22 protein-coding genes and 1 pseudogene are annotated in these 25,233 nt (G+C 67.5%); 9 read left to right on the top strand and 14 right to left on the bottom strand.

The window, feature by feature from the left end; genetic code table 11:
* Positions 1 to 134: 134 nt before the first annotated feature.
* The 7 genes from GKZ92_RS01265 to glf all read right to left on the bottom strand — a co-directional run bounded on the left by GKZ92_RS01265 (position 135) and on the right by glf (position 10,168).
* Positions 135 to 1,610, bottom strand: a complete 1,476-nt coding sequence (locus tag GKZ92_RS01265) for an alpha/beta hydrolase-fold protein (RefSeq protein ID WP_155224923.1) — start codon at positions 1,608 to 1,610, stop codon at positions 135 to 137.
* Between the two features lie 278 nt (positions 1,611 to 1,888).
* Entirely contained in the window at positions 1,889 to 2,878 is a 990-nt protein-coding gene (locus tag GKZ92_RS01260; RefSeq protein WP_035754246.1) for an alpha/beta hydrolase, read from the bottom strand.
* 401 nt (positions 2,879 to 3,279) lie between these two features.
* Positions 3,280 to 5,376 carry a flagellar motor control protein ZomB gene (gene zomB, locus GKZ92_RS01255; RefSeq protein ID WP_155224922.1) on the bottom strand — a complete coding sequence of 699 codons (2,097 nt, stop codon included), beginning with the start codon at positions 5,374 to 5,376 and terminating at the stop codon, positions 3,280 to 3,282.
* The gene (locus tag GKZ92_RS01250; protein WP_006358807.1) at positions 5,363 to 6,283 is read right to left on the bottom strand and encodes a decaprenyl-phosphate phosphoribosyltransferase; all 921 of its coding nucleotides are present in this window, start codon (positions 6,281 to 6,283) and stop codon (positions 5,363 to 5,365) included. Before GKZ92_RS01250 ends, zomB begins: the two co-directional genes overlap by 14 nt.
* The gene (locus GKZ92_RS01245) at positions 6,280 to 7,035 is read right to left on the bottom strand and encodes a phosphatase PAP2 family protein (RefSeq protein ID WP_127961944.1); all 756 of its coding nucleotides are present in this window, start codon (positions 7,033 to 7,035) and stop codon (positions 6,280 to 6,282) included. The genes GKZ92_RS01250 and GKZ92_RS01245 overlap by 4 nt, the downstream gene beginning before the upstream one ends.
* Positions 7,016 to 8,959, bottom strand: a complete 1,944-nt coding sequence (locus GKZ92_RS01240; protein WP_155224921.1) for a glycosyltransferase — start codon at positions 8,957 to 8,959, stop codon at positions 7,016 to 7,018. The genes GKZ92_RS01245 and GKZ92_RS01240 overlap by 20 nt, the downstream gene beginning before the upstream one ends.
* Entirely contained in the window at positions 8,960 to 10,168 is a 1,209-nt protein-coding gene (glf, locus tag GKZ92_RS01235; protein ID WP_006358810.1) for a UDP-galactopyranose mutase, read from the bottom strand. It abuts the gene before it with no gap.
* A gap of 164 nt (positions 10,169 to 10,332) precedes the next feature.
* On the opposite strand from glf, the gene GKZ92_RS01230 reads away from it, so the two are divergent.
* From GKZ92_RS01230 to GKZ92_RS01210, 5 genes are all read left to right on the top strand, one after another.
* On the top strand, positions 10,333 to 11,040 hold the full coding sequence (locus tag GKZ92_RS01230; RefSeq protein WP_155224920.1) for a glycosyltransferase: 708 nt from the start codon (positions 10,333 to 10,335) through the stop codon (positions 11,038 to 11,040).
* Positions 11,037 to 11,999: an acyl-CoA dehydrogenase family protein gene (locus GKZ92_RS01225; protein ID WP_155224919.1), complete on the top strand. Its 963-nt coding sequence runs from the start codon at positions 11,037 to 11,039 to the stop codon at positions 11,997 to 11,999. The genes GKZ92_RS01230 and GKZ92_RS01225 overlap by 4 nt, the downstream gene beginning before the upstream one ends.
* A complete protein-coding gene (locus GKZ92_RS01220) occupies positions 11,996 to 12,778 on the top strand; it encodes a PIG-L deacetylase family protein (RefSeq protein ID WP_155224918.1) in 783 nt (260 codons plus the stop codon). The genes GKZ92_RS01225 and GKZ92_RS01220 overlap by 4 nt, the downstream gene beginning before the upstream one ends.
* The gene (locus GKZ92_RS01215) at positions 12,775 to 13,380 is read left to right on the top strand and encodes a class I SAM-dependent DNA methyltransferase (RefSeq protein WP_155224917.1); all 606 of its coding nucleotides are present in this window, start codon (positions 12,775 to 12,777) and stop codon (positions 13,378 to 13,380) included. Before GKZ92_RS01220 ends, GKZ92_RS01215 begins: the two co-directional genes overlap by 4 nt.
* Positions 13,381 to 13,491: 111 nt before the next feature.
* Complete coding sequence (locus GKZ92_RS01210; protein WP_006358815.1) at positions 13,492 to 14,178, top strand: GAF and ANTAR domain-containing protein; 687 nt, start codon at positions 13,492 to 13,494, stop codon at positions 14,176 to 14,178.
* Here GKZ92_RS01210 and GKZ92_RS01205 read toward each other — a convergent pair.
* Complete coding sequence (locus GKZ92_RS01205; RefSeq protein WP_196222042.1) at positions 14,175 to 15,662, bottom strand: SpoIID/LytB domain-containing protein; 1,488 nt, start codon at positions 15,660 to 15,662, stop codon at positions 14,175 to 14,177. The two genes, GKZ92_RS01210 and GKZ92_RS01205, sit on opposite strands and share 4 nt — an antisense overlap.
* A gap of 460 nt (positions 15,663 to 16,122) precedes the next feature.
* Here GKZ92_RS01205 and GKZ92_RS01200 point away from each other — a divergent pair, with 460 nt between their 5' ends.
* Positions 16,123 to 17,715, top strand: a complete 1,593-nt coding sequence (locus GKZ92_RS01200; protein WP_155224916.1) for a peptidoglycan recognition protein family protein — start codon at positions 16,123 to 16,125, stop codon at positions 17,713 to 17,715.
* Between the two features lie 7 nt (positions 17,716 to 17,722).
* On the opposite strand, the gene GKZ92_RS01195 is transcribed toward GKZ92_RS01200, so the two are convergent.
* From GKZ92_RS01195 to GKZ92_RS01180, 4 genes and pseudogenes are all read right to left on the bottom strand, one after another.
* Entirely contained in the window at positions 17,723 to 18,556 is an 834-nt protein-coding gene (locus GKZ92_RS01195) for a Cof-type HAD-IIB family hydrolase (RefSeq protein WP_006358820.1), read from the bottom strand.
* A pseudogene (locus GKZ92_RS01190) lies at positions 18,553 to 18,950 on the bottom strand (hypothetical protein). The gene GKZ92_RS01195 and the pseudogene GKZ92_RS01190 overlap by 4 nt, the downstream one beginning before the upstream one ends.
* A 17-nt stretch (positions 18,951 to 18,967) precedes the next feature.
* The gene (locus tag GKZ92_RS01185) at positions 18,968 to 19,726 is read right to left on the bottom strand and encodes a lysophospholipid acyltransferase family protein (RefSeq protein ID WP_006358822.1); all 759 of its coding nucleotides are present in this window, start codon (positions 19,724 to 19,726) and stop codon (positions 18,968 to 18,970) included.
* Positions 19,727 to 19,761: 35 nt separating this feature from the next.
* Positions 19,762 to 20,376: a TetR/AcrR family transcriptional regulator gene (locus tag GKZ92_RS01180; protein ID WP_155224915.1), complete on the bottom strand. Its 615-nt coding sequence runs from the start codon at positions 20,374 to 20,376 to the stop codon at positions 19,762 to 19,764.
* A gap of 127 nt (positions 20,377 to 20,503) precedes the next feature.
* Between GKZ92_RS01180 and GKZ92_RS01175 the strand changes: the two genes are divergently transcribed.
* The 3 genes from GKZ92_RS01175 to GKZ92_RS01165 all read left to right on the top strand — a co-directional run bounded on the left by GKZ92_RS01175 (position 20,504) and on the right by GKZ92_RS01165 (position 22,990).
* On the top strand, positions 20,504 to 22,105 hold the full coding sequence (locus GKZ92_RS01175; protein WP_155224914.1) for a Rieske 2Fe-2S domain-containing protein: 1,602 nt from the start codon (positions 20,504 to 20,506) through the stop codon (positions 22,103 to 22,105).
* 99 nt (positions 22,106 to 22,204) lie between these two features.
* Positions 22,205 to 22,609: a four-helix bundle copper-binding protein gene (locus GKZ92_RS01170; RefSeq protein WP_155224913.1), complete on the top strand. Its 405-nt coding sequence runs from the start codon at positions 22,205 to 22,207 to the stop codon at positions 22,607 to 22,609.
* 168 nt (positions 22,610 to 22,777) lie between these two features.
* Positions 22,778 to 22,990, top strand: a complete 213-nt coding sequence (locus GKZ92_RS01165) for a hypothetical protein (RefSeq protein WP_006358826.1) — start codon at positions 22,778 to 22,780, stop codon at positions 22,988 to 22,990.
* 25 nt (positions 22,991 to 23,015) lie between these two features.
* Here GKZ92_RS01165 and GKZ92_RS01160 read toward each other — a convergent pair whose 3' ends face one another.
* Both GKZ92_RS01160 and GKZ92_RS01155 read right to left on the bottom strand, forming a co-directional pair.
* Positions 23,016 to 24,263, bottom strand: coding sequence for a lipase family protein (locus GKZ92_RS01160; protein WP_155224912.1), 1,248 nt, complete (start codon positions 24,261 to 24,263; stop codon positions 23,016 to 23,018).
* Positions 24,264 to 24,325: 62 nt separating this feature from the next.
* Positions 24,326 to 25,204 (bottom strand): hypothetical protein, encoded by an 879-nt coding sequence (locus GKZ92_RS01155; RefSeq protein WP_155224911.1) that lies wholly within the window; start codon positions 25,202 to 25,204, stop codon positions 24,326 to 24,328.
* Between the last annotated feature and the right edge of the window lie 29 nt (positions 25,205 to 25,233).

The raw sequence follows: 25,233 nt of genomic DNA, 5'->3' as shown, positions 1-25,233 counted from the left end.
ACTGCACCGCACGCCCCGTCAGGCTACCGTCCCCGCATACCCCGACGATCCCGCCCACCGGCGCGACCTGCACGAACACCTCGATTCCTCAGCGAAGTCTCAGCGCCCGCACACGTGCGGTCGAGGTTGGGGCCTCACTTGAGGACCTTCGTGCCGTCCTTGGCCGTCCAGGTGATCCGGCCGTGCTCGAAGTGGTTGACCCGGCCCCTGCCGTCGCGGGTCGGCTCCTCGTTGCTCACCGGCTTGCCGAGACGCCCACCCGGGCCTCCGGCTGCCACGTAGGCACCGCCGATGGCACCGGTCACGATCTTCGGACCCTTCGGGCCGGTGAAGATGCGGCCGTTCGCGAAGTCCTGGGCCTTGCCGCCGGGGACGCCGTACGCCGGGGTCAGGCAACCCCCCAGGTCGCCCTTGTTGGCGTCCCAGAGCTTGCGGAAGGCGCCGTCCACACGGCAGGCGACCGCGTCCCGTGAAAGCCCGAGGGCCGCGGCGGCCTGCGGCCACGCCTGCATCATCTCGAACTCCCAGTACGGCCAGGTGTGCGTTCCGGACGGGCGGTAGACCGCCTGACCCGGGATCCCCTTGCGGTTCAGCTGGACCGCGAACTGCTGGGATGTGACGCGGCTGAGCATCTCCAGGCCCACGCCCGAGTAGTTGGTCGCGAGCAGCGGGATGTCGGAGGGCTTGTCGTGCTCGCCGACCATGCCGTTGCCGGAGGAGACGTAGAGGCTCGTGCCCTGCAGCTTGTCGGCCAGGACGTACGGGTCGTGTTCCTTCCAGGCCGGGTCGGTGGGCGGACCGAACATCTTCATCGAGTCGTAGCCGCCGCCATCACGGACGGCGAACTGGATGGCCTGGGGCATACCGAACGAGCTGAACTGCAGGATGCCGGAGAACGACGCGGCGAACTTGTAGAAGCCGGGGTTGCGCGCGGCCAGCATCATCGCGGCCGAGCCACCCATCGACAGACCTTCGACGCCGCGGACGTCCGTGGAGCGCCAGTCGTTCTCCAGGATGGGCGGCAGTTCCCGCATCAGGAACGTCTCCCACTTGTAGTTCTTGCCGCGGTCGGGTTCCTTCCAGTCGGTGTAGAAGCTCGACTCACCACCGATCGGCAGGATGACGTTGACGTTCTTGTCCTTGTAGAAGTCGACGATCTTGGTGTTGAGAACCCACCCGCTCTGATCGTCCTGCGCACGCAGACCGTCGAGCATCGTCAGCTGCGGGAACTTCTCCTTGGGCTTGGCATGCCAGTCGCGCGCCAAGAGGATCTGCACCTGGATGTTGGTGTTCATCGACGGCGAGTACACCCACAGGGCGACTCGGCGATCGGTGTACCAGTAGGTGTTTGTCACCTTGCCCGGCGGAACCGCCGCCGGTGCGGCTGCCGGCGCCGCCGATGACGGGGGCGCAGCCGGAGATGCCGGTGCCGGGGACGCCGGTGCCGGGGCAGCCGGCGAGGCCGGGGCAGGTGCCGGCGCGGGTTCGGCGCCCGCAAGGCCCTGACCCACGACAAGTGTCATCACGGCCATCATCGCCACCACGGCGGCCATCACCGCTCGCCAGGCCACTCGGGCACCGACCGGTCGGGTACCACTGATTCGCCGCATCACTCTCCAGAACTCCTTCGACCCAGTACAACGGCGTCCGCACGTTCTGACCGATTCCCCGTCAGTCACAACTGCATCATCAATACCAAACGCCTCAGGAGTTTCTTACACGCAATCCGACCCCGGTGTCCGAACGCCACGCTGTGACTCGTGGGATTTATGTGACAGTTGATACCAAGAGGGGCCGGTGGCAGTTCGTCCCGGGAACACGACGACGCCCCGCCCGGGAATCCCGGACGGGGCGCCGTGAAGGCCGTGTCAGGCCGGTCTGTTGCCGATCAGCGGAAGAATCCGCGGTTCTTGGCGTTCCAGACCATGTCCTGCCAGTAGCCCCAAGCGTGCGTGCCATTGGCGTAGTACGTCATGAGCGGCACGCCCTGGACGAACGCGGCTGCCTCGAAGGCCTTCGACTGCGTGAACGCCAGCAGCTCCAGCGTCGAACCCTTGAACAGGTCGTCGAACACGTTCGGCAGTGCGTTGTACCGGCCGAAGAGACCGTTGCCCGAGCCCACGAAGAGCTTCATGCCGCGCATGTTGCCGATGTTCCAGAAGGGATCGTTCTGGAACCAGCGGATGCTCCACGGCGGGCCCCACATGGCGTCGATGTTCCACGGCTTGGGATCGACGTCGAACATCGCCAGGCGCAGTGCGGTGCGCATACCCGGAGCGCTGAGGAAGTTGTAGCCCGACAGCGAGCCGGCACGGTCGAAGTGCTGGCGGTTCTGCGCGCCGATGACGAGGGCCGCGTTACCGCCCATCGACAGGCCCATGATCGCGTAGCGGTTCGACGGCCCGACGCGGAAACCGCGCTTGTCGAGGGCGCCGACCAGCGACCTGGTGATGGCGCAGTTCCAGCGGTACCGGTACTTCTGGCCGTTGAAGTTACTGGGTGCATCCCAGTCGGTGTAGAAGCTGGCCGGTCCACCGATGGGCTCGACGACGTTGACGCCGGATTTCACCATCTCCTGGACGTTGGTGTTGATCTCCCAGCCGCTGTAGTCGTACTGGGCGCGCATGCCGTCGAGCAGGATGACGGTCTTGTAGTTGCCCGGTCGCTTCCAGGCGCGGACCTTCACATCGGGCATTCCGCAGCCGTTGATGAAGAATTCCTGCTTGCCGACCTGCGTTCCGCCGATACGGGCGGTGGCCTGTCCGGCGACCACGCCGGTGAGACCCACAACTGTCAGCACGGCTACGAGTGCGGCGACCAGCCGGTTACCCATCCGGCCGCGCGCAGGCTTGTTCGCCTGAGTGGCAGCTTCACGCATGTACAGAATCTCCCTCTTCGGCCGATCGGATCGGGGAGGTCTCGCCTCCCGCAGAACCCGACCGGTTCTTGTGCGTCTCACATCTCTCGTCGCCCGGCGCTGTGCGCGGCGCGACGATGGTTCCGAGCCGATCTCGCATGCGATTCGCCGTCGGCGAGCCTATTCGATGCCCCCGAGCGTGACAAACCTTGTGATAGCGATCACAACCCCCGCCACCGAGCGTGCCCCGGCACTTGCCACGACACCTCGGTCACGACCGGATTATCGACCTCTGACGCCGGGACGTTACCGATCCGAGATGTTCCGGGGCAAGTCCTCAGGGCAGAGTACGGGTTCTCTGCGGGTTTGTTTGGGTTCGTATGTGAGAGTCGCGCGCACCCGCGTGACCCTCGGATGTCCGACTAGTCCGGATTCACGGGCGGCGGCATCTCGAGTCCGCACCGGGCGATCTCGTACTCCGGCTCGCGCTGGATGCGGTAACTGTTGAACGTGAACGCCTGCTTCAGATTGTGCTTGAAGCGGGTGAGCGACCACGGGCCCTCGAAGGACGCGAACCGATCCTTGGTCTCGGGGCACTGCAGCGCCACCTGCGCCTGCCGGACGAGGTCCTCGTCGAGGTAGCCCGGCAGAACCGGCTTGCGCGGATAGGCCCCGGCCTCGGCGACGACCCATTCGCTCGGCAGGATCTTGTCGTGTCCGATGCGGCCGTCCTCGAGCCGCTCGGTGTGTGCGGCGAGCGGATACGCCAGACCCATCTGGTCGATGACGCGCACGTCGAGCGGCGCGTTCATGCTCGTCATGCCGAGATTGAGGAAGTAGACCGTCACCTGACGCTCGGCACCCTTGGGCATCACCGCGGGCAGCTGCGCGACGTACCACTCGTCGTAGTTGAACGACGGCAGGATGACGCCGCCGTCCTCGCGATATTTGTCGATCTTCTCGACCATCGCGCTCATCCGCGGGTAGGCGAGGTAGTCCTCGGCGGTCACCGGGTTCTCGTTGCCCATGTTGGTCACATAGAAACGACGCTCGTCGACGATGCCGCTGCGTCCGATGTCGATCCCGGCGTTGGGCAGCACGTTCGCGTGGGTGCTGATCCCCCACACGAGAACCGTGATCCACAGGCAGGCCATGGCGACCGCACCGGCCAGTCCGACGCGGGTCCGGCGACGTTCGGCCGGCGACACCTCGACGGGCTCGGGCTCGTCGTCGATGACGGATTCCTGCGCGGCACGGCGTCGGCCGAAGGCGGCACCGAGGTGCGCGGGAATCGTCAGCGGCACGACCATGAGCGGCAGCAGCGTGACGAACAAGGGCACGAGCAGCACGCGGCCGTGCATGAAATCGCCACCCTGACGCATCCAGTAGACGATCAGGATGAGGCCGGCCACGACGACCACGGACACCACGGCGGTCGACGACTGGAGTCGGGCCGAGAGCACGCCCAGACGCGAGCGGTCGGGGTCGGCGGTGGTCGGGTCCGCGGTGCTCGTGGCGGCATCGGCGCGCAGACGTGCACCGACGACGAGGATCACGCCGGCGACGACGGCCATCACGACCGGCAGCAGGAGCACGTACGGACCGAACAGATTGGTCAGATAGGCGAAACCCTGCTCCCACTTGGCACCGCTGGCGTCCTTGGCGACCGCCGGGTTGGGGACGAGCAGGGCGTAGTAGCCCATCCGGAAGATCTGGTAGCCCACCGGCAGGGCACCGGCGACGACGGCCACGCCGAGTCGCATCTTCCAGCCGAGCGGCGCGAAGAAGACGAGCAGGAGCACCAGTCCGCCGAACACGGTGAGTTCGGGCCGGACCAGCGGAGCGAGACCCGCGGTGAACGCGAGCGCGAGCGTTGCCGCCGACGCCCGGCGGGTCGTCTGTGGACCGCGTCGGGCCCAGGCGACCAGCTGACACCACAGGACGGCGGCCCAGAAGATGCAGAGCCCGTTCTCCAGACCGCTCGTCGCGAAGTCGCGGGCCGGCGGGATGGCGATGTAGATGATGGCACCGAACGGGAGCAGCAGCGTCCAACCGTCACCGGTGATCCCGCCGAGGCGGTTGCCGTAGAGACGTGCGCTGCCGTACATCGCGATCGGGATGGCTGCGACCGAACACACCAGGGCCACCCATAGGGCGACGTACTCGAGCTGGCCGTCGGTGACCCACGCCCAGAACCACAGCAGGTAGGTCCAGGCGGTCGAGGTGTTGGCCTCGACGCGTTCGCCCGCGTTGAACACCGGTCCGTTGCCCGCGAAGAGGTTCCGCAGCGTGCGCAGCACGATCAGACCGTCGTCGGCGATCCACCGCCGCTGCCAGGCCCCGATCGCGAAGAACGTGCTGACGGCGACTGCGCCGATCAGGAAACTGACCGCGGCGAGACGTCGGCGCGCCTTGTCGATGACGGGCGTGCCAGACGCCCGGGTGCCTTCTACCTCGGGTTCGTCGACGGAATCGATACCGACACCGTCGGTGGACTGCAGACCGTCAATTGACTGCATAGACCGCGACACCCACGCATACTAACCAGGCCACGGCCAGCAGCTGCAGTACACGGTCGCCGAGGGCGATCTCCTCGGGTTCGCCCGCCGCACCGCCGTCGACGTCGACCGCATAGCGAAGGATCGCGACCGTGAACGGCACCATCGAGATCGCGTACGCGACGTTGGTGTCATGGTCGGAGCCCTTGTCGAAGGCCCAGAGTCCGTAGAAGACGACGACGCCGGTGGCCGACAACGTCCACACGAAACGCAGGTAGGTGGTCGTGTAGTACTCGAGCGCCTTGCGGATCTTGGCGCCGGTGCGCTCGGCGAGCTGCAGCTCGGCGTACCGCTTGCCGGCCGCCATGAACAGCGAGCCGAAGGCCATGACGAGCAGGAACCACTGCGACAGCACGATCTCGGCGGCGACACCGCCGGCGATCGCGCGCAGCAGGAATCCCGACGACACGATGCAGATGTCGATGACGGCCTGGTTCTTGAGGCCGAAGCAGTAACCGAGCTGGATGACCAGGTAGATCGCGATGACCACCGCGGTCTGCCAGTTCGCCAGGAAGGAGATGCCGATCGACGCGGCCAGCAGCACCGCTGCGAGGCCGTAGGCCAGCGGCACCGGGACCACGCCGGCGGCGATCGGACGGAACCGCTTGGTCGGGTGATTACGGTCGGACTCGACGTCCATCGCGTCGTTGACCAGGTAGATGCTCGACGCGGCTAGGCAGAACGCGACGAAGGCGATGCCCGCGGAGGCCAGCACCGAGGCGTCGGTGATGTTGCCCGCGGCCAGCGGCGCGGCGAGCACCAGGACGTTCTTCACCCATTGCCGCGGGCGGATCGCCTTGATCAGCCCGGCGGTCAGGTTCTTCGGGGGCCCGGCGACCTTCCCGTGCTCGATCGGCTCCTCGCTCATGCACTCTCCCTGTGTCGTGTCACCCGTGCGATGACGGGGGACGCGGCGAGTCGCAGCGGCCCGCCGGGCACCGCGGCCGTGAGGCCGAGCCGGGTCAGGACGCGCGCCGCGCGACGGGCACGTCCTGAAGCCGGAGCATTCCGGGTGGGTTCGAGCAGCACCTTATCGCCCGCGATGACCGCCGCTGCGCTCGCGGCACCGATCGCGGCACCCGCGGTGACGTCTGTCGGATAGTGAACGCCGAGTACGAGACGCGACAGGAGCATCGGCGGCACCAACGCGGCGGGCAACACCCTGGCGTCCCAGCCGGCCGCCCGGCCGATGAGGATCGCCGCTGCCGTGGTCGAGGTGGCGTGCGACGACGGGAAGCTCAGCTTGCTCGGCGTGGACACCCCGATGTCGATGGCCGGGTGGGCCGGCCGGGGCCGGCGCACGATGCGCTTGATGATCACCGAGGCCGCGTGTGCGCCGAAGGCACCCACACCGGCTTCGATCCACAACTGCTGCGATCGCACATCGCCACGGGCACGCGCCAGCGTCCAGCCGGCGCCCGAGATGGCCAGCCAGCCCAGGGCGTGCTCGCCGAAGTGCGACAGACCGCGCGCCGCCGACCGCACACCCGGGCGGGAACCGATGCCCGTCTGGATGGCGACGAGGACCTTCTCCTCACCCGCGAGGGGCCTGGGGGCGTCGTCGGCCGGGAGCTTTGTCGACTCAGCCTGCACGTCGGGACTACTCGATTCCGAAGACACCCGCCCAGCTCTCCTTACTGGTCAACTCACGATGTGCGGCGCGGTACTGCTGCTTCATGTCGCCAAACTTGTCCTGAAGTTCTTTGATCAGAGCGAAATGCTCTCGCGCGAGCGCGATCATCTTCTCGCGATCACGCTGCCGGTACACCACTCCCCGACCGTCGGCCGTGGTGACGGTGACACCGTCGACGCGGCCGAGGGAGAACCAGCGCGCCTCGATCGGCGGGTAGTTCGCCTGCGGGACCTCGTGATGCCGCGGGTCGGCGGGGCGCGCGTTGTTGACGACGGCAGCGGCCAGCGCCTTGACCTTACTGATCGGGTTCAGCGGGATCGAGGTACCCAGATGCGTTGCCTCACCGGAGGTTCGGGGCAGCTCGGTGGCCGACGGCAGCACGACGGCGTCCGGGAACTCCTTGCGCATCGCCGCGACCTTGGGCAGCGCGGTCGGCAGCAGGCTGCGGATGTGCTCGGGCCCGGCGAGGAAGTCGCGGATCGCCTCGTTCTGGATGGCGACCGTCGAATACTCGAGGCACAGAAGGTGTTTCGCGGTCGCCTTGGTCATCGAGCGGATGATGCCCTTGATCGGACCGTCATGGTGGATGGACGCGACGACGAGCCGGTTGCGCAGGTGGAAGTACGCCTGCCAGTCGATGGCGTCGTCCTTGTCGCTCCACGCCATGTGCCAGATCGCGATGCCCGGGATGGTGGCCGTCGGGTACCCGGCCTTGGCCGCACGCAGCGCGAATTCCCAGTCGTCCCACTTGATGAACAGCGGCATCGGCAGGCCGATGGTCTCGGCGCATTCGCGGGGGATCATGCACATCCACCAGCCGTTGCCCTCGACATCGATCCGGCGGTGCAGGTTCTTCGAGTTCTCACGATCCCGCAGCGGGTATTCGGAGAAGTTGTGGTCGTATTCGACGAACGGCGCAGCGGTCCACATGAAGGTGTCGCGGCGGATGACCTCGCCCATGCAGTGCAGGTGACTGCGGTCCTGCAGGTTGAGCATCTGCCCGCCGACGAGCATGGGGGACTTGGCGAATCGCGACATGGCGAGCGCGCGCAGGATCGAGTCGGGCTCGATGGCGATGTCGTCGTCCATGTAGAGGATGTACGGCGAATCGGTGAGTCGCAGCGCCTCGTACATGATGCGCGCGTAGCCGCCCGAGCCGCCGAGGTTGCCCTGGTCGAAGATGTGGAGCCGGTCCCCGAGAGCCGCGGCGGCCTCGGCGTACCCCGGCTCGTCGACGACCTTCTTGGTGCCCTGGTCGGGCATCATGACCGCGTCGATGACCTCGTCGACCATCGGGTCGGAGGTCAACGCGGCCAACGCGTTCACCGCGTCGGTGGGCCGGTTGAAGGTCGGGATGCCGACGGTGACGCGCTTGGTGTCGGCGTCGGAGGTCGGCGCGTCGATCGGCGAATACCAACCGGCGGAGACGATCTCGGTGTCGGTGTCAGTGGTGATGTCGAACCAGATCCAGCCACCGTCCTCGAACGGGCCGAGGTCGAGTTCGAATTCGACCACACCGCGGCCGTGTTCGTCGGTGGCGATCAGGTCGCCGCCGATGCCGATGCGCGAGCCGTCGATCTTGGAGCGATACAGGTCGACTCGAGCGGTGCCGACCACCTCGATGCGCAGCACGACCGAGTCCAGGATGCTCCAGCGGCGCCAGTAGGCGGCCGCGAAGCCGTTGAAGTAGGTCTCGAAGCTGACCTCCGATTCGCCGCCGAGCAGCACCGAGGTCCGGCTCGGCGCATGCGCCCGCCGGTTGTTGGAGTCCGACTCGAGCAGGTACAGCGACCGCACGTCGAGCGGCTCACCCGCGCGCGGGAAGATGACGCGCTGCAGAAGGGATTTCGCCTTCGACGGCCCGATGCCCGCATCGGGGATCTCGGCCTGGTTCACGGGGGTCACCGTCATCTATTCGGCTCCTGCGGGGTCGGACACCAGCGGCGCACCGTCACGCAGATGCGGCGCCAGGGTGTTGTCGAACATGGTGAGCGCGCTGGCGATCGCCATGTGCATGTCGAGGTACTGGTAGGTGCCGAGACGACCACCGAACAACACGTTCGCACTGGCGGTCTCGGTCCGGGCGAGTTCACGGTAGGCCGAGAGCTTGGCCCGGTCGTCGGCGGTGTTGATCGGGTAGTACGGCTCGTCGTCGTCGTTGGCGAAGCGGCTGAACTCGCGCATGATGACGGTCTTGTCCGCGGGGTAGGAGTCCCGCTCCGGATGGAAGTGACGGAACTCGTGAATCCGCGTGTACGGCACGTCGGCGTCGTTGTAGTTCATCACCGGGGTGCCCTGGAAATCGCCGGTGTCGAGTACCTCGGTCTCGAAATCGAGTGTGCGCCAGCCGAGTCGGCCGGCCGAGTACTCGAAGTAGCGGTCCAGCGGGCCGGTGTAGACGACCGGTGCGTCCGGGTTCTGCTCCCGCAGCTCGTCGCGGACGGCGAACCAGTCGGTCGACAGGCGGACCTCGATGCGCTCGTCGGCGGCCATGTTCTCCAGCCAGGCGGTGTAACCGTCGACCGGCAGGCCCTCGTACTTGTCGTTGAAGTACCGGTTGTCGAAGGTGTACCGGACCGGGAGCCGGGTGATGTTGCCCGCGGGCAGCTCGGTGGGATCGGTCTGCCACTGCTTGGCGGTGTAGTGCTTGATGAACGCCTCGTAGAGCGGCCGCCCGATGAGGCTGATCGCCTTCTCTTCGAGGTTCTTGGCATCGGCGGTGTCGATCTCGCCGGCCTGCTCGGCGATCAGCTTGCGCGCCTCGTCGGGCGAGAAATAGCGACCGAAGAACTGGCTGATGAGGCCGAGACCCATCGGGAACTGGTAGGCCTGCCCGTTGTGCAGCGCGAAGACGCGGTGCTGGTAGTTCGTGAAGTCGGTGAACTGGTTCACGTACTCCCACACCCGGTCGTTGGAGGTGTGGAACAGGTGGGCGCCGTACTTGTGGACCTCGATACCGGTCGTCGGCTCGGCCTCGGAGTAGGCGTTGCCACCGAGATGGTTGCGCCGTTCGATCACGAGGACCCGCTTGCCCAGCTGGGTGGCCGCCCGCTCGGCGACGGTGAGACCGAAGAATCCGGAGCCGACGACGATCAGGTCAAAGCTGCTAGTGGTTGCCACGGGTCCTCAGGGTAACGGACCCTTCCTGATGATTCTCCGAGCCACGGTGGTCGCCGGGTAATGTTCGATCGTCGGTCTGCAGCCATCGGGCCGGTTCCTCTGCTTCTCGAGTAGTTCGGGGCACCGTGACGTCATCGCCTGAGTTGTCGGCACCCGTGGCTGCAATGCCACCTCCCGCGGTGGCGTCCGCCATCACGGACATCGTGGTCGTCGTGCCCGCCCACAACGAGCAGGTCCTACTCCCCTCCTGTCTCGCCGCACTCGACGCCGCGGTCGCGGGACTTCGGCAATCGGTGCAGGTGATCGTGGTGCTCGACTCCTGCGACGACGACTCCGCCGGTGCGGTACCCGACCACGTGACGACACTGCACGTGACCGCCAGGTGTGTCGGTGCCGCGCGGCGGGCGGGCTTCGCCGCGGCATCACCGACACCGGCCGACACCACCTGGTTCGCGACGACCGATGCCGACTCGGCGGTGCCGCCCGACTGGCTGCTCACCCACGTGGAGGCGGCGGACTCCGGTGCGGACGCTTTCGTGGGGATAGTCACTCCGGACGGCTTCGACGGATGGCCGCGGGGAATCGGGTCGATGTTCGACGCCCGCTACGACGCCCGACCCGGTCACCGTCACGTGCACGGGGCAAATCTGGGCGTACGAGCGACCGCGTATGCCGCAGCGGGCGGATTCCGGGAGCTCGACGCGCACGAGGACGTCGACCTCGTCCGGCGGCTCGAGGATTCCGCCGTGCCGATCGTGTGGGGCGCCGATGCCCCGGTTCGTACGTCGACGCGACGGATCGGCCGGACCGTCGATGGTTTCGCCTCTTATCTTCGTGAACTCACCGATCAAGCTCCCGAGGCGTCCCGATGAGCACCGAAGCCGCCCGCGGGATCGTCGACTCCGCCGGGTTCGGCCTGCCGCGGCCCGGCACCGGTGGGACGCTCGGGCGCTTCGCTGCGCTCACCCGCCTCTGCTCCGACGACATCAGCACCGGGCGGCTCGTCGAGGCGCACGCCGACGCCGACGCCATTCTCGGCGAGATCGTCGGCGGCGGGGTCCGTCCGGGCGAGTTCTGGGGTGTCTGGGCTGCTCAGCCGCCTGGGACGGGGGTCGACGCCCGGTCGGTCGCGGACGGATTCGAGCTCGACGGCGTCAAGGAGTGGTGCTCGGGCGCGGGGGCGTGCACCCATGCGCTCGTCACGGCCGCGACGGCCGACGGCAATCGCCTGTTCGCAGTCGACCTGCGGCACCCCGGCGTGTCCACCGACTTCTCGTCCTGGCACGCCGCCGGCATGCGCGCCACCGACACCGGGACCGTCACCTTCGACTCGGTGCCCGCTACGGCAGTCGGTCGGGTCGGGGCGTATCTCGCCCGTCCCGGCTTCTGGCACGGCGGGATGGGAGTCGCGGCGTGCTGGTTCGGCGGAGCTCGGCGCGTCGCCCGACCGCTGTACCGCGCGGTGAGCCGTTCCGACGACCCTCTCCTGCGGATGCACGCGGGTGCGGTGGATGCACAGCTCGCGACCGGGTGGGCCGCGATCGAAGCCGCTGCCCGGCACATCGACGCCGATCCCACCGCTCCGTCGCAGCGCGAGGCATTCGCCCTGCGGTGGTCGATCGAACAGATCGCCACCGCCGTCATCGACCGGGTCGGTCGTGCGCTCGGCCCCGGGCCGCTGGTCGCCGATCCCGATCACGCGCAGGCGGTCGCCGACCTCACCGTCTACATCCGGCAGTCACACGCCGACGCCGACCTCGCGGTTCTCGGGTCTCTCGTCGACGAGAACATCCCGGGCCCCCTCGCGGACTCGTCGGAGGAGGATTCATGACCTCGGATGCCGGCAGCATGTCGGAACGTTTCGCCGCGACCCCGGTGGCAGAGACGGGAACCCCGGAGGCGGAGTGGCAACGCTGGTTCGCCACCCGGGGGCGGTGGCCGGGCGTCGACCTGTCGGTGGAGCGTCTCGTCGTGCTGTCCGCGCATCCCGACGACGAGGTGCTCGGGGTCGGGGCACTGATCTCCACAGCCGCGCGCCGCGGGATCGAGGTGGTGACGGTGTGCCTGTCCGACGGAGCGGCGTCGCACCCGGGCTCGCCGACACTCACACCGGAACAGCTCGCCGGCCGACGGCGCACCGAACTCGATTCGGCGACAGCACTATTGGGCCTATCCCCATCGCGATGGTGCGGCCTCCCCGACGGCACCCTCGCCGAACACGAGGAGGAGGTCGAGGCGATCGTGTCCCGGGTGCTCGCCGAGAAACCGGACGTCGCCACCGGCCTGCTGGCCGTGTGGGCGCACGACGGCCACCCCGACCACGAGACGGTGGGCCGCTGCGCCCGACGGGTCGGCGACCGGTTCGGTGTGCCGTTGTGGATGTACCCGATCTGGATGTGGCACTGGGCAACTCCCGACGACCCGGCCGTCCCGTGGCATCGGGTGCAGACCTTCGACCTCGACGACGAGGCACTCGAGCGCAAACGTGCGGCGGTCGAGGCCTTCGTCACCCAGGTCGATGCACTGTCGGACGCACCCGAGGACGCCGTCGTCCTCGGTCCGCGCATCCTGGCCAGATTGCTCCGCCATCGGGAGTTCGTGTTCGTATGAGACTGCCGGACAGCTACTTTCACGACATGTACGCGGGGAACGACGATCCGTGGGGATTCACCTCGCGGTGGTACGAACAGCGCAAGTGCGCACTCACGCTCGCCGCACTGACCAAGCCGCGTTACCGATCGGCCTTCGAACCCGGATGCTCGATCGGTGTGCTCAGCGGGGGGCTGGCCACGCGGTGCGATCGGCTGATGTGCACGGACGTGAGCCCGCGCGCCGTCGACCTCGCCCGCCAGCGGCTCACCGGGCACCCGCACGTCGATGTCCGGGTCGGCGACATCGTGGCCGACTGGCCGTCGAAGCGCTTCGACCTCATCGTTCTCAGCGAGGTGCTGTACTACCTGGACAGGACCGCCCTCGCCGAACTGATCGCCCGGTTACCCGCGGCCCTCGCTCCGGGTGGGGAGGTCGTCGCCGTCCACTGGCGCTGGCCCGTCGACGAATATCCCCAGTCGGGTGACGACGTCCACGCCGCTCTGGCCGAGTCTCCGATGGTGGCCTCGACGTCGTACTCCGACACCGATTTCCGACTCGATGTTCTCCATTTGTCACCTGAACGGTCGGTTGCGCAACGAGAGGGACTCGTCAGTTCCTAGGGGTTATACGATCCGGCATAATAGATCCTCGACAAACGAGTGTTTCGTTTCCTGCGCTCAGCTGTCGGTCCGGCTGAGACGCGTGGAACGCGGTCTCTCGAGGAGGCAGGAGTGACCGAGGTGACGGATTTCTCGGCGCAGATGACGCGCATCGCCGGCGAGATGCGCAAACAGAGCGACGACACCGAGACTGCGGTGCGGGCGATGACCAAGTATGCGGTCGACGCCATCCCGGGCGCGGAGTACGCATCGGTGACCCTCGTGACCAACGGCGTCGTCGAGACCCCGGTGATCATCGGCGACCTGGGCGGCGAGGCCGACGAACTGCAGCGTGAGCTCGGCGAGGGGCCGTGCATCCGTGCCGCGGTCAACGACGTGACCGTGTGGATCGACGACATGCTGGTCGACGAACGCTGGCCGCGGTTCGCCGCGGAGGCCGCCGACATCGGCATCCGCTCGATGGCATGCTTCTTCCTCTACATCGACGGCGACGACTTCGGCGCGCTGAACCTGCACAGCACCCGTCCCCACGCATTCCCATCCGAGGCGCGCCTGCTGGGCGAATTGTTCGCCGCACATGCCGCGACCGCGTTCGGCGCCATCCAGGAGAAGCAGCAGCTCCGGGCGGCGCTCAGCTCGCGCGACATCATCGGTCAGGCCAAGGGCATGATCATGGAGCGCTACAAGCTCGACGCCAACGGCGCGTTCGCGCTGCTCGCCCGTCTGTCACAGGACACCAACACCAAGCTGGTCGATGTCGCGGCGCAGATCGTCGTAGCCGGGCCGGAGAGCTCCTAGCCGAGCCCGTCGTCCTTGGGGAACCCCAGCGCCGGGATGCCGCCGCGTTCCTGGAACTGCTCGAGACTCTTGCCGACCAGCACGCGCGGTCCCGTGGCAGGGGTGAAGAACATCATCCCCTTCTCGTAGACCTGCGTGACGCCCGCGGCGTCCGGGGTCAGCGACGGGAGCCCCATCGCCTCTCCGAGGGGGCCGGAGAGCCCGCCTAGGTCGGCGAACTTGCCGTCCATGGCCGACGCGGCGATCTCCAGGAACTTCGCGCCGCCGGGAATGATCTGGTCGACGAACTGCCCGAAGCTACCGAAGTCGAGTCCCAGTGAGGGCCCGGACGGTCCGGTGGGCGGCTTGACGATGCGCGGCGCCGGCTGGCCCTGCACGGTGAACCACGACGACTTCAGCTTCAGTTTGGTGCGTGCCTCTTCGCCAGAGACCTCGGAGGTTCCGCCGGAACCCACGGCACGGACCTTGACAGCGCGGCCGTGTTCGGCTCCGAGGCCGTTGGCCTCGACCACTTCGAAGCTCCGGAGAGCACCCACACCGAAGGCCGAGCCGATGGTGCCGGCCGAGACGGTCACGGTCCAGTTGTGATTGGGCGAGACCGTGTCACCCTCGTCGGGTACGGCCGGGAAGCGGCCGCCGGCCGAGAAGCCACCCGTCGAGGCGGAGAACTCGGTGAACGCGGGCTGGCCGTTCTGCAGCAGGATCTGGCCTGCGGTCGCGTCGGCCGCCACATTGGTCCGACGATCCTCGCCGGAGACGCCGCCGTACACCTGGGAGTTCTGGGTGTCGTCGATCTTCTTGCCGCCGGCGATCGCGGCGAGTGCATAGGTACGGGCGGCGACGGCTTGCGCCTGCAGTGCCGCCGCGCCGCCGGAGTCGGCCCAGGCGGGCAGGCTCTCACGCGGGATGACGCCCTTGACGTAATCGTCGATGTGGATGCGGTTGACCACGCGTCCACCTTCGAGGCCCAATGCGCCTCGGTAGGCCTTCTCGGAACCACAGAACTTGAGGAACTCGGCCGCGGGCCGGTTCGGCGCCATGCTCAGCGGTTCGACGAACGTGGCCGGGACGGAGCGGAGCACGTTACCGCCGCAGCCGCTGCGAATGGCGGCCGTGCCCCCGGACAGGCTGACCGCCTGTCCGGGAGCCACCGTCTGACCTCCGACGCGCATTCCGGCGTCCGCATGCACATTCACCGAGCTCTGACCCGTGAGGGCCACAATGATCTCGGGCCTGTCCACCTTCCCCGCGGTGGTTCCACCGTAGAAGTGACGCAGGATCTGCTGTGCCGACCAGCCCTTACGGGCGTAGCCGTACGCACCCCATTGCCCCATTCCGCGGCCGTGGCCATGACCGTGCCCGATCAGCGTCACCGTCGACCCGACCGAAAGCTCGACCCCGGGGGTCGATTCCGTCGAACTCGCGGCAACGAGTCCTCCGGCCAGCAGTGCGGGCGCGAGCCCGGCCGCGGCCCAGGTCAGCAACTTTCCGCGAGTCCGTGCGGGCCGGGAGCCGGTCGCCGGCCTCCCCGGCAGGAGCCGTCTGGGTCGGGCTTCGTTCACTGCAGAACACATCCTTCGGTCGCGACGACACCAGCCTCAGAAGTTCCAGCAAGCTGCAACTTTCACTCAATCGTGGCCGATGTGACGATTGGGACTTAAGTGACATTAGTGAACCTCATTCGCGTTCACCAAGTCGAGCAGATCACAACCGGATCACGAGTTGTCTCCCGGATCGTGACCTCATGAATATCACCAGTAACACAGGCCTCATAAGTAACAAGAGAGTCACGAGTGGTCAGACGTCGGCGTGTGTCATGTCCACGAAGCGCCGATCCGCATCACGATGGCGGCCGACACCGAGCACGCCTCGACGCCCGCCCGGCGCGCGAGGCTGCACACATCGCATCGATGACCGGATCCCCCCTCCGGCGAGGAGACCCCAGTGCGTTACCCCCGACCGAAGCATTCGATCGCTCTCGCGGCCATCGCCGCGGCGGTCGTCGCGAGTCCGTTCGCGGTGATCGCGAGCACCTCAGGCCCGCAGGCCGGCGACACCCGGCTCGTCGACAACAAGCAGAAGATCTCCAACACCGAGATCGAACAGGTACCGCTGCGTGAGCTGCCCGCCGCCATCCTCGATGTCGCGTCCTCGGGCCTCGCCGCCGCCGGCGTCACGCTGCCGGAGATCGATCCCGATGCGTTCCCCCTCCCCGATCTGACGGTCCCGCTGCCGAAGGGGATCGTGCCGAGCGCTTCCCGCGATTCGAGCACCACCGAGTCGAGCACCACCGAGTCGAGCTCCCCGGAGACCACTTCCGCCGAGGCGCCCGTGCCGACAACCGAATCGGATCCGGCTTCCGCACCGACGAGCACCACTCCCCCTCCCGTGACGACGATGCGTGACGGGCGCGAGGTGGGTGCCGCGGTGACGCACATCGTGCGCGAGGACCCCATCAAGATGGTCGCCTTCACCTGGGACCGCCCCGTCGACGTCGACCTGAAGCTGCGCGCGAAACAGCCCGACGGGAAGTGGAGTCCGTGGACGGTCTTGGAGCAGATCTCGAAGGGCGGCGCCCCGAGTGCCGAGAAGCCGGCGGGCACCGAACCGGTGTGGGTCGGCGATGCACGTGAGGTGCAGGTCGCCGCGTCGAAGGACGGTCTGGCGATCCCGGCCGCCGAGACCCAGGGCGGCGACCTCGCGCAGCTGGCCGTCGGCTCCGCGAGCGAGATCGTGACGAAGCTGGCCGAGACGGCTCTCAACACCCTCAAGGCGACCCTGATCAGCCCCGAGGGGCTGCTGTCGCTGGGCTCGTCGCTGCTGTCCCCGCTGACCGGCGGACCGCAGGTGGTCGCACGCCAGCAGTGGGGTGCGGACGAAGCGATCCGCTGCTCGCAGCCGGTGTACTCGCCGCAACTCAAGGGCGCGATCGTGCATCACACCGCGGGCAGCAACGACTACACACCGCAACAGTCGGTCGAGATCGTGCGGGGCATCTACGCTTACCACGCGCAGAGCCTGAACTGGTGCGACATCGGCTACAACGTGCTCGTCGACAAGTACGGGCAGATCTTCGAAGGCGCGTTCGGCGGACTCGACCGCAACGTGGAGGGCACCCACACCGGCGGATTCAACAAGGACACGGTCGGCCTGTCGTTCATCGGCAACCTGGAAGAGGTGCCGCCCACCGCGGCGGCAGTGGCCGCGGCCGGACGGTTCCTGCGCTGGCGGCTCGGCAAGGCCGGTCTGAACCCTGCGGGCACCGCGAACCTCAGGTCAGAGGGTTTCGCGGGCACCAAGTTCGCGGCCGGGACTCAATCCAACCTGCCGATGATCTCCGGCCACCGCGACTACAACAGCACCAGCTGCCCCGGCGTGCACGGCTACTCGGCGCTGGAGCAGGTCCGGGCGCTGGCAGGTGGCGCTGCGCCGGCCCCGGAGGCGACGCCCGAAGCGACACCGGAAGGAGCACCTCCCGCCGAGCCGGGAGCACCCGCACCGGCACCGGCACCGGAAGCTGCCCCACCCGCCGCCTGAGCGGGCGTCAGCCGAACCAGCGCTCGAGAACTTTCGCGACGCCGTCGTCGTTGTTGCCGACGGTGATCTCGTCGGCGGCGTCGAGCGCGGCCTGATGACCGTGTCCCATGGCCACGCCGTGGGATGCCCACGTGAGCATCTCGACGTCGTTGGGCATGTCGCCGAAGGCGATCAGGCCGTCGCCGGGGAGACCGGTGGCCTCACAGAGACGCGCGAGTCCGGACGCCTTGTGCGTACCCGGCACCGACAGTTCGACGAGCCCGTTGTCGGTGGAGAACGTCACCTGGGCGAGGTCGCCGACGAACGGCTGCAGCCGCGCGGCCATCTCGCCGCTCGGCATGTCCGGTTTGCGCACGAGTAGCTTCACCGCCGGTTCGCTGAACACCTCGTCGTCGCCGACCTCGACGTGATCCGGGTTCAGCCAGGCGTGTTCGTAACCGGCGCTCGCGACGAACGGCGGCGTCGCCGCGTCGTGCGCCGACCGGCCGGCACGCTCGGCGGCGATGCCACACCCCGGGATCTCCTGGTAGGCGATCTCACCCAACTTCACGAGGGCGTCGGGTTCGAGATTGGCCGACCACAGGACCTGGTCGTGCTCGGCGTCGTAGATGATGGCGCCGTTGGCGCACACCGCGTACCGGACGAAGGCATCGGTGTCGGCGAACTGGTCGGTGATCTCGGCGATCCACCGGGGCGGGCGACCGGTCGCGAGCACGAACTCGACGCCCGCCGCACGGGCCGCCGACAACGCGGCCACGGTTCGCGACGACACCCGGTTGTCGTCGTCGATCAGTGTCCCGTCCACGTCGCTGGCGATGAGGGTGGGTGGACCGAATGTCATCTGTTTCCTCTGTCTCGGGCCTGGTAGGCCTCACGTTGTTTCTCGGCCGCCTTGCGGGCGCGGGCCTCGGCTTTGCGGAGCGCTTCGTCGGCCTCGATGACCGCGGCCTCCGGTGGTGTCGGGGCCGATCCGCCGAGCCGTGCCGGTACCCAGAACTCGCCCGCCGGGTGCGGGCCGTAGGCGTCCTGGACCTCGTGGAGCATGGAATCCACGCGGCCGGGATGAAGTCGACGTAGCCCGTGTGGTTGATGCACAGCACCGCGCCGCCGACCTCCGGGATGTTCTGGACCCCGGTGAAGTGCAGGTCGAGCGCCTGGGCGCGGACGAGCGTGTTCGCGATGATCTCCAGGGTCCGGTAGACCGGCTCCCGTCCTCGACGCGGCCCGCTGCTCATTCCTCCAAGGTTAACGGTCAGCGGTTGTCACGCTGAGCGCGCTTGGCGGCGCGTTCGGCCTGCTCCTCGGCGTCCATGCGGTTCGCCTCCTCGAGCGTCGGTGCCGACCCGCCGAGGCGTGCGGGAACCCAGAACTCACCCTTGGGGTGCTCGCCGTAGGCGTCCTGCAGTTCGAGCAACTTCGCGCTCATGACCTCGTGCAGCTTCGCGGTGAGGGCGTCGGGATCGCCGGTGGGCTCGAGCGCTTCGCAGACCCCGATCGAGATCGGGTAGCCGGTGCGGCCGAGCTGCTTCGGATGTCCCTTGGTCCACACGCGCTGGGCACCCCAGATCACGGTCGGGATGATCGGCGCACCGGACTCGATCGCCATGCGTGCCGCACCCGACTTGAACGCCTTCAGCTCGAAGCTGCGGCTGATCGTCGCCTCCGGGTAGACGCCGACGAGCTCGCCGCGCTTGAGGTACTCGACCGCGGCCCGGTAGCTGTCCGCACCGGCGGTACGGTCGACGGGGATGTGCTTGAGCGAGCGCATGATCGGGCCGGAGATCTTGTTGTCGAAGACCTCTTTCTTCGCCATGAACCGCACCTTGCGACGTCCCTGCAGATGGGCGGGGATGCCGGCGTAGGTGAAGTCGAGGTAGCCGGTGTGGTTGATCGCGACGACGCCGGGGCCCTCGGCCGGTACATGCTCGACGCCCGACACCTTGAACTTGAGACCTTCGGCCAGCCACAGCAGGCGGGCGGCGGTGATCACGGTGTCGTAGACGGGTTCCATGCCGGAAAGCTTAACCAGTGATCGGACGCGGCAGGTCAGGCCTGGTCGGCACCGATGCGGGTGACGGCGAACACGAGGTCGACGGCGGCGTCGGAGAGCTGTTCGGGCGTGAGGGCGAGTCGGCCGTCGATGTGGTCGAGGTAGAGCGCCACGAGTGCCCCGGTGAGCGCCGAGGAGATCACCGCGACGCGTTCGGGGGCGAGTGAGTTCTCGTCGGTGACCATGGCCAGGACGGCCTGGACGAATCCGGGCACGGTGGCGGCACGATGGGCGCGGAGGACGTCGTCGGCGAGCGGTTCGCGCAACAGGATGCGAGCCCGCCCCGGCTCGTCCTGGAAGAACTCGCGAAAGCCCTCGAGCAGCGCACGGACGTTTCCCCGCCGGTCGGCGGGGAGCTCGATGACGGCGATCCGAGCGAGGAGTTGTTCGGTGACGCGGTCGTACACCGCGGTGACCAGCTCCTCGGTCGAGGAGAAGCTCTCGTAGAAGTAGCGGGGGCTGAGGCCGGCCTCGCGCACGACGGCCCGCATCGTCACCGCAGCGGTACCGCCGGTGCCCAGCAGGGTCTCGGCGACGGCGAGCATCTGCTCGCGCCGGTCGGTGGACCGGTCCTCGAGCGTCTGCCCGCGCCACAGCTTGGGAGAACTCATGTGTTCATCGTCGCATCTGCGGGCGGCGGGACTCATGGCCCACGCGGGCGGTCCGCGCGGCTCGATACATTGGTGGACTGTAGTGCTTTGACGCGCAGCCCCGCGCACACCAGGAAAGGCCCCCTTCGTGCAGATCACCAGCATCGGTCACGCCGGTTTCCACATCCAGACCAACGCCGGATCGATCCTCTGCGACCCCTGGGTCAACCCCACCTACTTCGCCTCGTGGGTGCCGTTCCCGGACAATTCCGAGCTCGACTGGAAGACGCTCGGCGACTGCGACTACCTCTACGTCTCGCACCTCCACCGTGACCACTTCGACGAGAAGAACCTTCGCGAGAACGTCAACAAGGACGCGACGGTCCTGCTCCCCGACTACCCGGTGCCGGACCTGCGTGGGGAACTCGAGAAGCTCGGCTTCACCAAGTTCGTCGAGACCACCGACTCGGTGAAGACGACGGTGACCAACGACAAGGGTTCGCTCGACGTCATGATCATCGCGCTGCGCGCGCCGGCCGACGGGCCGATCGGCGACAGCGGCCTGGTCGTCTCCGACGGCGAGACCGTCTGCTTCAACATGAACGACGCCCGCCCGATCGACCTCGACGTCATCGACGCCGCGTTCGGTCACGTCGACGTGCACCTGCTGCAGTACTCAGGCGCCATCTGGTACCCGATGGTCTACGACATCCCGCGGAAGTCGAAGGCCAACTTCGCATCTCAGAAGCGTCAGCGCGGAATGGACCGCGCGCGCTCGTACATCGAGCAGGTCGGTGCGACCTGGGTCGTGCCGTCGGCCGGTCCGCCGATGTTCCTCGACGAAGATCTTTTCCACCTCAACGACTTCGGTTCCGCCGACACCGCGGACGACACCTCGATCTTCCCCGATCAGGAGACCTTCCTGGAGCAGATGCGCATCCACGGCACCGACGACGGCGAGAAGCATCGCGGCCTGATGATGGTCTCCGGATCGGTCGCCGACTTCACCGGTTCGACGCTGAACGAGGTCAGCCACCCGTACGCGCCGGGCGACGTGTTCGGCGAGAACAAGCGCGCCTACCTCGAGCGGATGAAGGAGAAGTTCGCGCCGGTGATCGCCGCGGACAAGGCCACCTGGGCGCCCGCCGAGGGGGAACCGCTGATCGGCGCCCTCCGCGAACTCTTCGAACCGATCATGGCCCAGTCGGATCTGATCTGCGACGGCATCGGTTACCCCGTCGGCCTGGTGATGACCCCGGGCGGCGGTCCGGCGAACGACGCCACCGAGACCGTCGTACTCGACTTCCCCAACCGCATCGTGCGTGAGCCGAAGGAGGGAGAAGGCAAGTACCGCTACGGTTTCCGAATCGCCACCGAACTCGTGCGCACGGTTCTCCGGGACAACGAGCCGGACTGGGTGAACACCATCTTCCTGTCCACACGTTTCACCACGTGGCGCATCGGCGGATACAACGAGTTCCTCTACACCTTCTTCAAGTGCCTGACCGACGAGCGCATCGCCTACGCCGACGGCTGGTTCGCCGAGGCACACGACGATTCGGCGTCGATCACCAAGGACGGCTGGGAGATCCAGCGCCGCTGCCCGCACCTGAAGGCCGATCTCGGCAAGTTCGGTGTCATCGAGGGCGAGAAGCTGACCTGCAATCTCCACGGCTGGCAGTGGGACCTGACCTCGGGCCGCTGCCTGACGTCGAAGGGCCACGAGCTGCGCGCGAGCAAGCTCGACTGACGCGATGACGGCGTCCGAACGGACCTACGCCGGAAGGCCGGTCAGCGACCAGGAACTCGGGCGGTTTCAGCCCTGAAATTGGGGGGTATTCCACCCCACATGACAACTGTGACCGAGATACTCGAGGCACATCCGGTCCGCGACGACATCGACGACGCCGTGCTCGCGGCCTGCATCCAGGCGTGCGCCGAATGTACGCAGGCCTGCACCTCCTGCGCGGACGCATGTCTCGGCGAGAGCGGCGTCGAGCACCTCGTCGAGTGCATCCGCGCCGACCTCGACTGCGCCGACCTGTGTTCCATCACCGAACGAGTGTTGCTCCGACGCACCGAGGCCAGCATCGCGTTGGTGCGGGAGACCTTGGAAGCGTGCGCCATCGCGTGTGGAGCCTGCGCTGACGAGTGCGCAAAACACGCCGACATGCATCAGCACTGCCGGATCTGCGCGGACGTCTGCCGACGCTGCGAGGAGGCCTGCCGCCGGCTTCTCGAGGTGCTCGGCTGAGCACGACTCAAACCCGAGACGCCCATCGTTATCGAGGCGTTGTCGGGCGGGCACGATCCGACGTCGATGGTTGCGGCCGGACGGGCCTGGGTAGGCAGATGACTACGGTCGAGAGAGGCGCCACATCAGAGGCGCCCTGGTCGAACCCGACAGTGAGGAGAGAAGATCATGGCTCAGTACCGCGTCGTGGATTCCGACGAAAAGGTCATCGAGGAGAAGGATTTCGACGACGCCACCAGTGCTTACGACTGGTTCAAGACCGTCGCCGCGCCCGACGACAGCCTCGGGACCGTCATGCAGGTCCACGACAACGGCGAATGGAAGAACTTCGAGGTGTCCGACGGCGGCACCAACAAGCACCCCTCAGCCGACGCAGACTGACGTCCGAGGCCGGCGGGCGGTTGCTTCAGCAGCCTCCCGTCGGTCGTCCGGCGAACCGATTGTCCAGAAATGCAAGAGCCTCGACACTCCAGGGGATGAACGCCGCCGTATGTGACTGGCCGCGGTACTCGGTGAACGTCGTGGGCACTCCGCGACGACAAAAACTCCCGGCCAGGCGCGCGACGTCACCGGTGATCATCACGCCGTCGCCGACGCCGTCGGAGTTCCCGACTCCCAACATCATCGGCGCCCGCGGGGTACCGAGCGTCCCCATGATGTTGGCCGAAAGTGCCCGGCGTGCACCGGGAACGTCGAGGATGCCACCGACCCCGGGCTTCAGGAGCTGACGGTCGGTGAGCCCCGGGTATGCGTCGGCGAATTGTTCTATGCACTGCCCGGCCACCTGACGCAGGATGCGCGTGCCCTTCGGGGACAGGTAGTCGGCCAGGTTCAGGCCGTAGGTCTCGTCGTAGACCGCCATCAGCGCCGGGATGACTCCGGTCCAGTCCTTCTTGCCGTTGACGTAGCCCAGGTTGTGGATGGGATCGACGACCACTCCGCCGGCGGCTGCCCCGACGATGTTCAGCTCCGGCGCGTACTTCGGCGCCAGTTCCGCACCGAAGCCCGTCGGCACCGATCCGCCGGAGTAGCCGAACAGTCCGATCGGAGTGCGTGCCGGAGCACGAAGCTGACGCAGGGTCGCCCGGAGACCGTCGAGCGCGGCGTAGCCGGATTCCCGCGCAATCGTCCAGCGCAGGCCACGCCCTTCGTAGTCGGGCACCGACACCGTGTACCCGGCGGCCATCAGGCCGGTGACCAGGCTGATGTCGATCGGCCGCTCGGACATGTTGCCGCCGCGCAGCGTGTACGACGGGTCGCACTGAGAGCCCAGCGCGTCGTAGAACGAGTGGTAGGACACCAGACGACGCGGTGCCCCCGGTCCCACACCCGGCGGTGAGATCACGGTGGTGACCGTCGACGTCGGGTTGCCGAAGTTGTTGGTGCTGCGGTAGAGGATCTGTGTCGCAGATATCGGCACATTCGTTGCGCGCCAACCGAGTTGAACCTGTCGTGTCCGCAGTACCGCACCCGGCACCCGGTTCTCGTAGCCGCGGGGCGGGACATAGAAGGGGTCCTGCGACGGCAGCTGGCTCGGCGCCGCGACCGGGTTCGGCAGCGGCGCGGCGGTGACCGGTTGAGCCACCAGGCACAGGGAGACCCCCATGCCGATCACGGAGGTCAGCGTCACCAGGAACCGCAATGTCAGGCGCATGAGCAGTAATGATGCCGGTGTTGTCGGATTTTGGACGGCTTACACGGTATAGACGGCACAGTTCAGCCGACCGGCGTGCTCTCCCCCGCGCGTTCGACCTCTTCGATGACCGGCGACATCGCGACGACCACCGCGCCGATGACGGCGGCGATGAACGCGATCACCGCGACCGGTCCCCAGCCTTCCCGGACGGTGTCGCCGAGGACCACAATCCCGATAACGCCGGGCACCACGGTCTCGCCGACCACCAGCGACGCCGACGCCGCACTCACCGCGCCCTTCTGCAGGGCCACCGTGAACATGTAGAACCCACCCGGTCCGGCCAGGATGATCGCGTACAGGGCGGGGTCGGTGAAGAGTTCACCGAGATCGAAGGGGTCCAGGCCGTCGAGGATTCGGACCGCCACGGCGAGAACGCCGAACAGCACACCGCCGGACAAACCTGCCAGCACCGCGACCCGGCTCTGCATCCGCGGCAGGATCGCTGCTCCGAGACCGAGGATGATCACCGCCGCGATGAGAACGGCCCAGTGCAGCCACCACTCGTGTTTGCGTCCCTCGTCGCCCGCGGCGAACCCGAGCAGCACCAACGCCACCACGACGACGCCGATCGCGATCCAATCACGCTGGGACAGCTTTGCTTTCAGCACGATGGTCGCCAGCACCACCGTCACGACCAGATTGGCGCTGACGATGGGCTGCGCGAGGAACAGCGGGATCATCCGCGCCGCCACGAGGTTGCCGAGAAACCCGATGCCGTCCAACGCCATTCCCGCGATGAACGCCACCGTCAGCATGGCCGCGATGGTCGACCGCAACGACGGCGCCTCACCGGGCCCGGCACCCGTGTCGGCGACGCTCTGCGCGCCTCGTGCCTGCAGCACCGAGGCCGTACCGTAGGCGAGCGCCGCGAAGACGGCCGCGAGGATTCCGATCAGCATCGGATCAGTATCCCCGCTTCGGCCCGAAA

Origin of the sequence: Gordonia sp. 135, from assembly GCF_009720185.1 — a bacterium.
Taxonomy (GTDB): domain Bacteria; phylum Actinomycetota; class Actinomycetes; order Mycobacteriales; family Mycobacteriaceae; genus Gordonia; species Gordonia alkanivorans.
The sequence above is the reverse complement of the archived record's forward strand: the minus strand, read 5'-3'. Positions and strand labels throughout refer to the sequence as shown.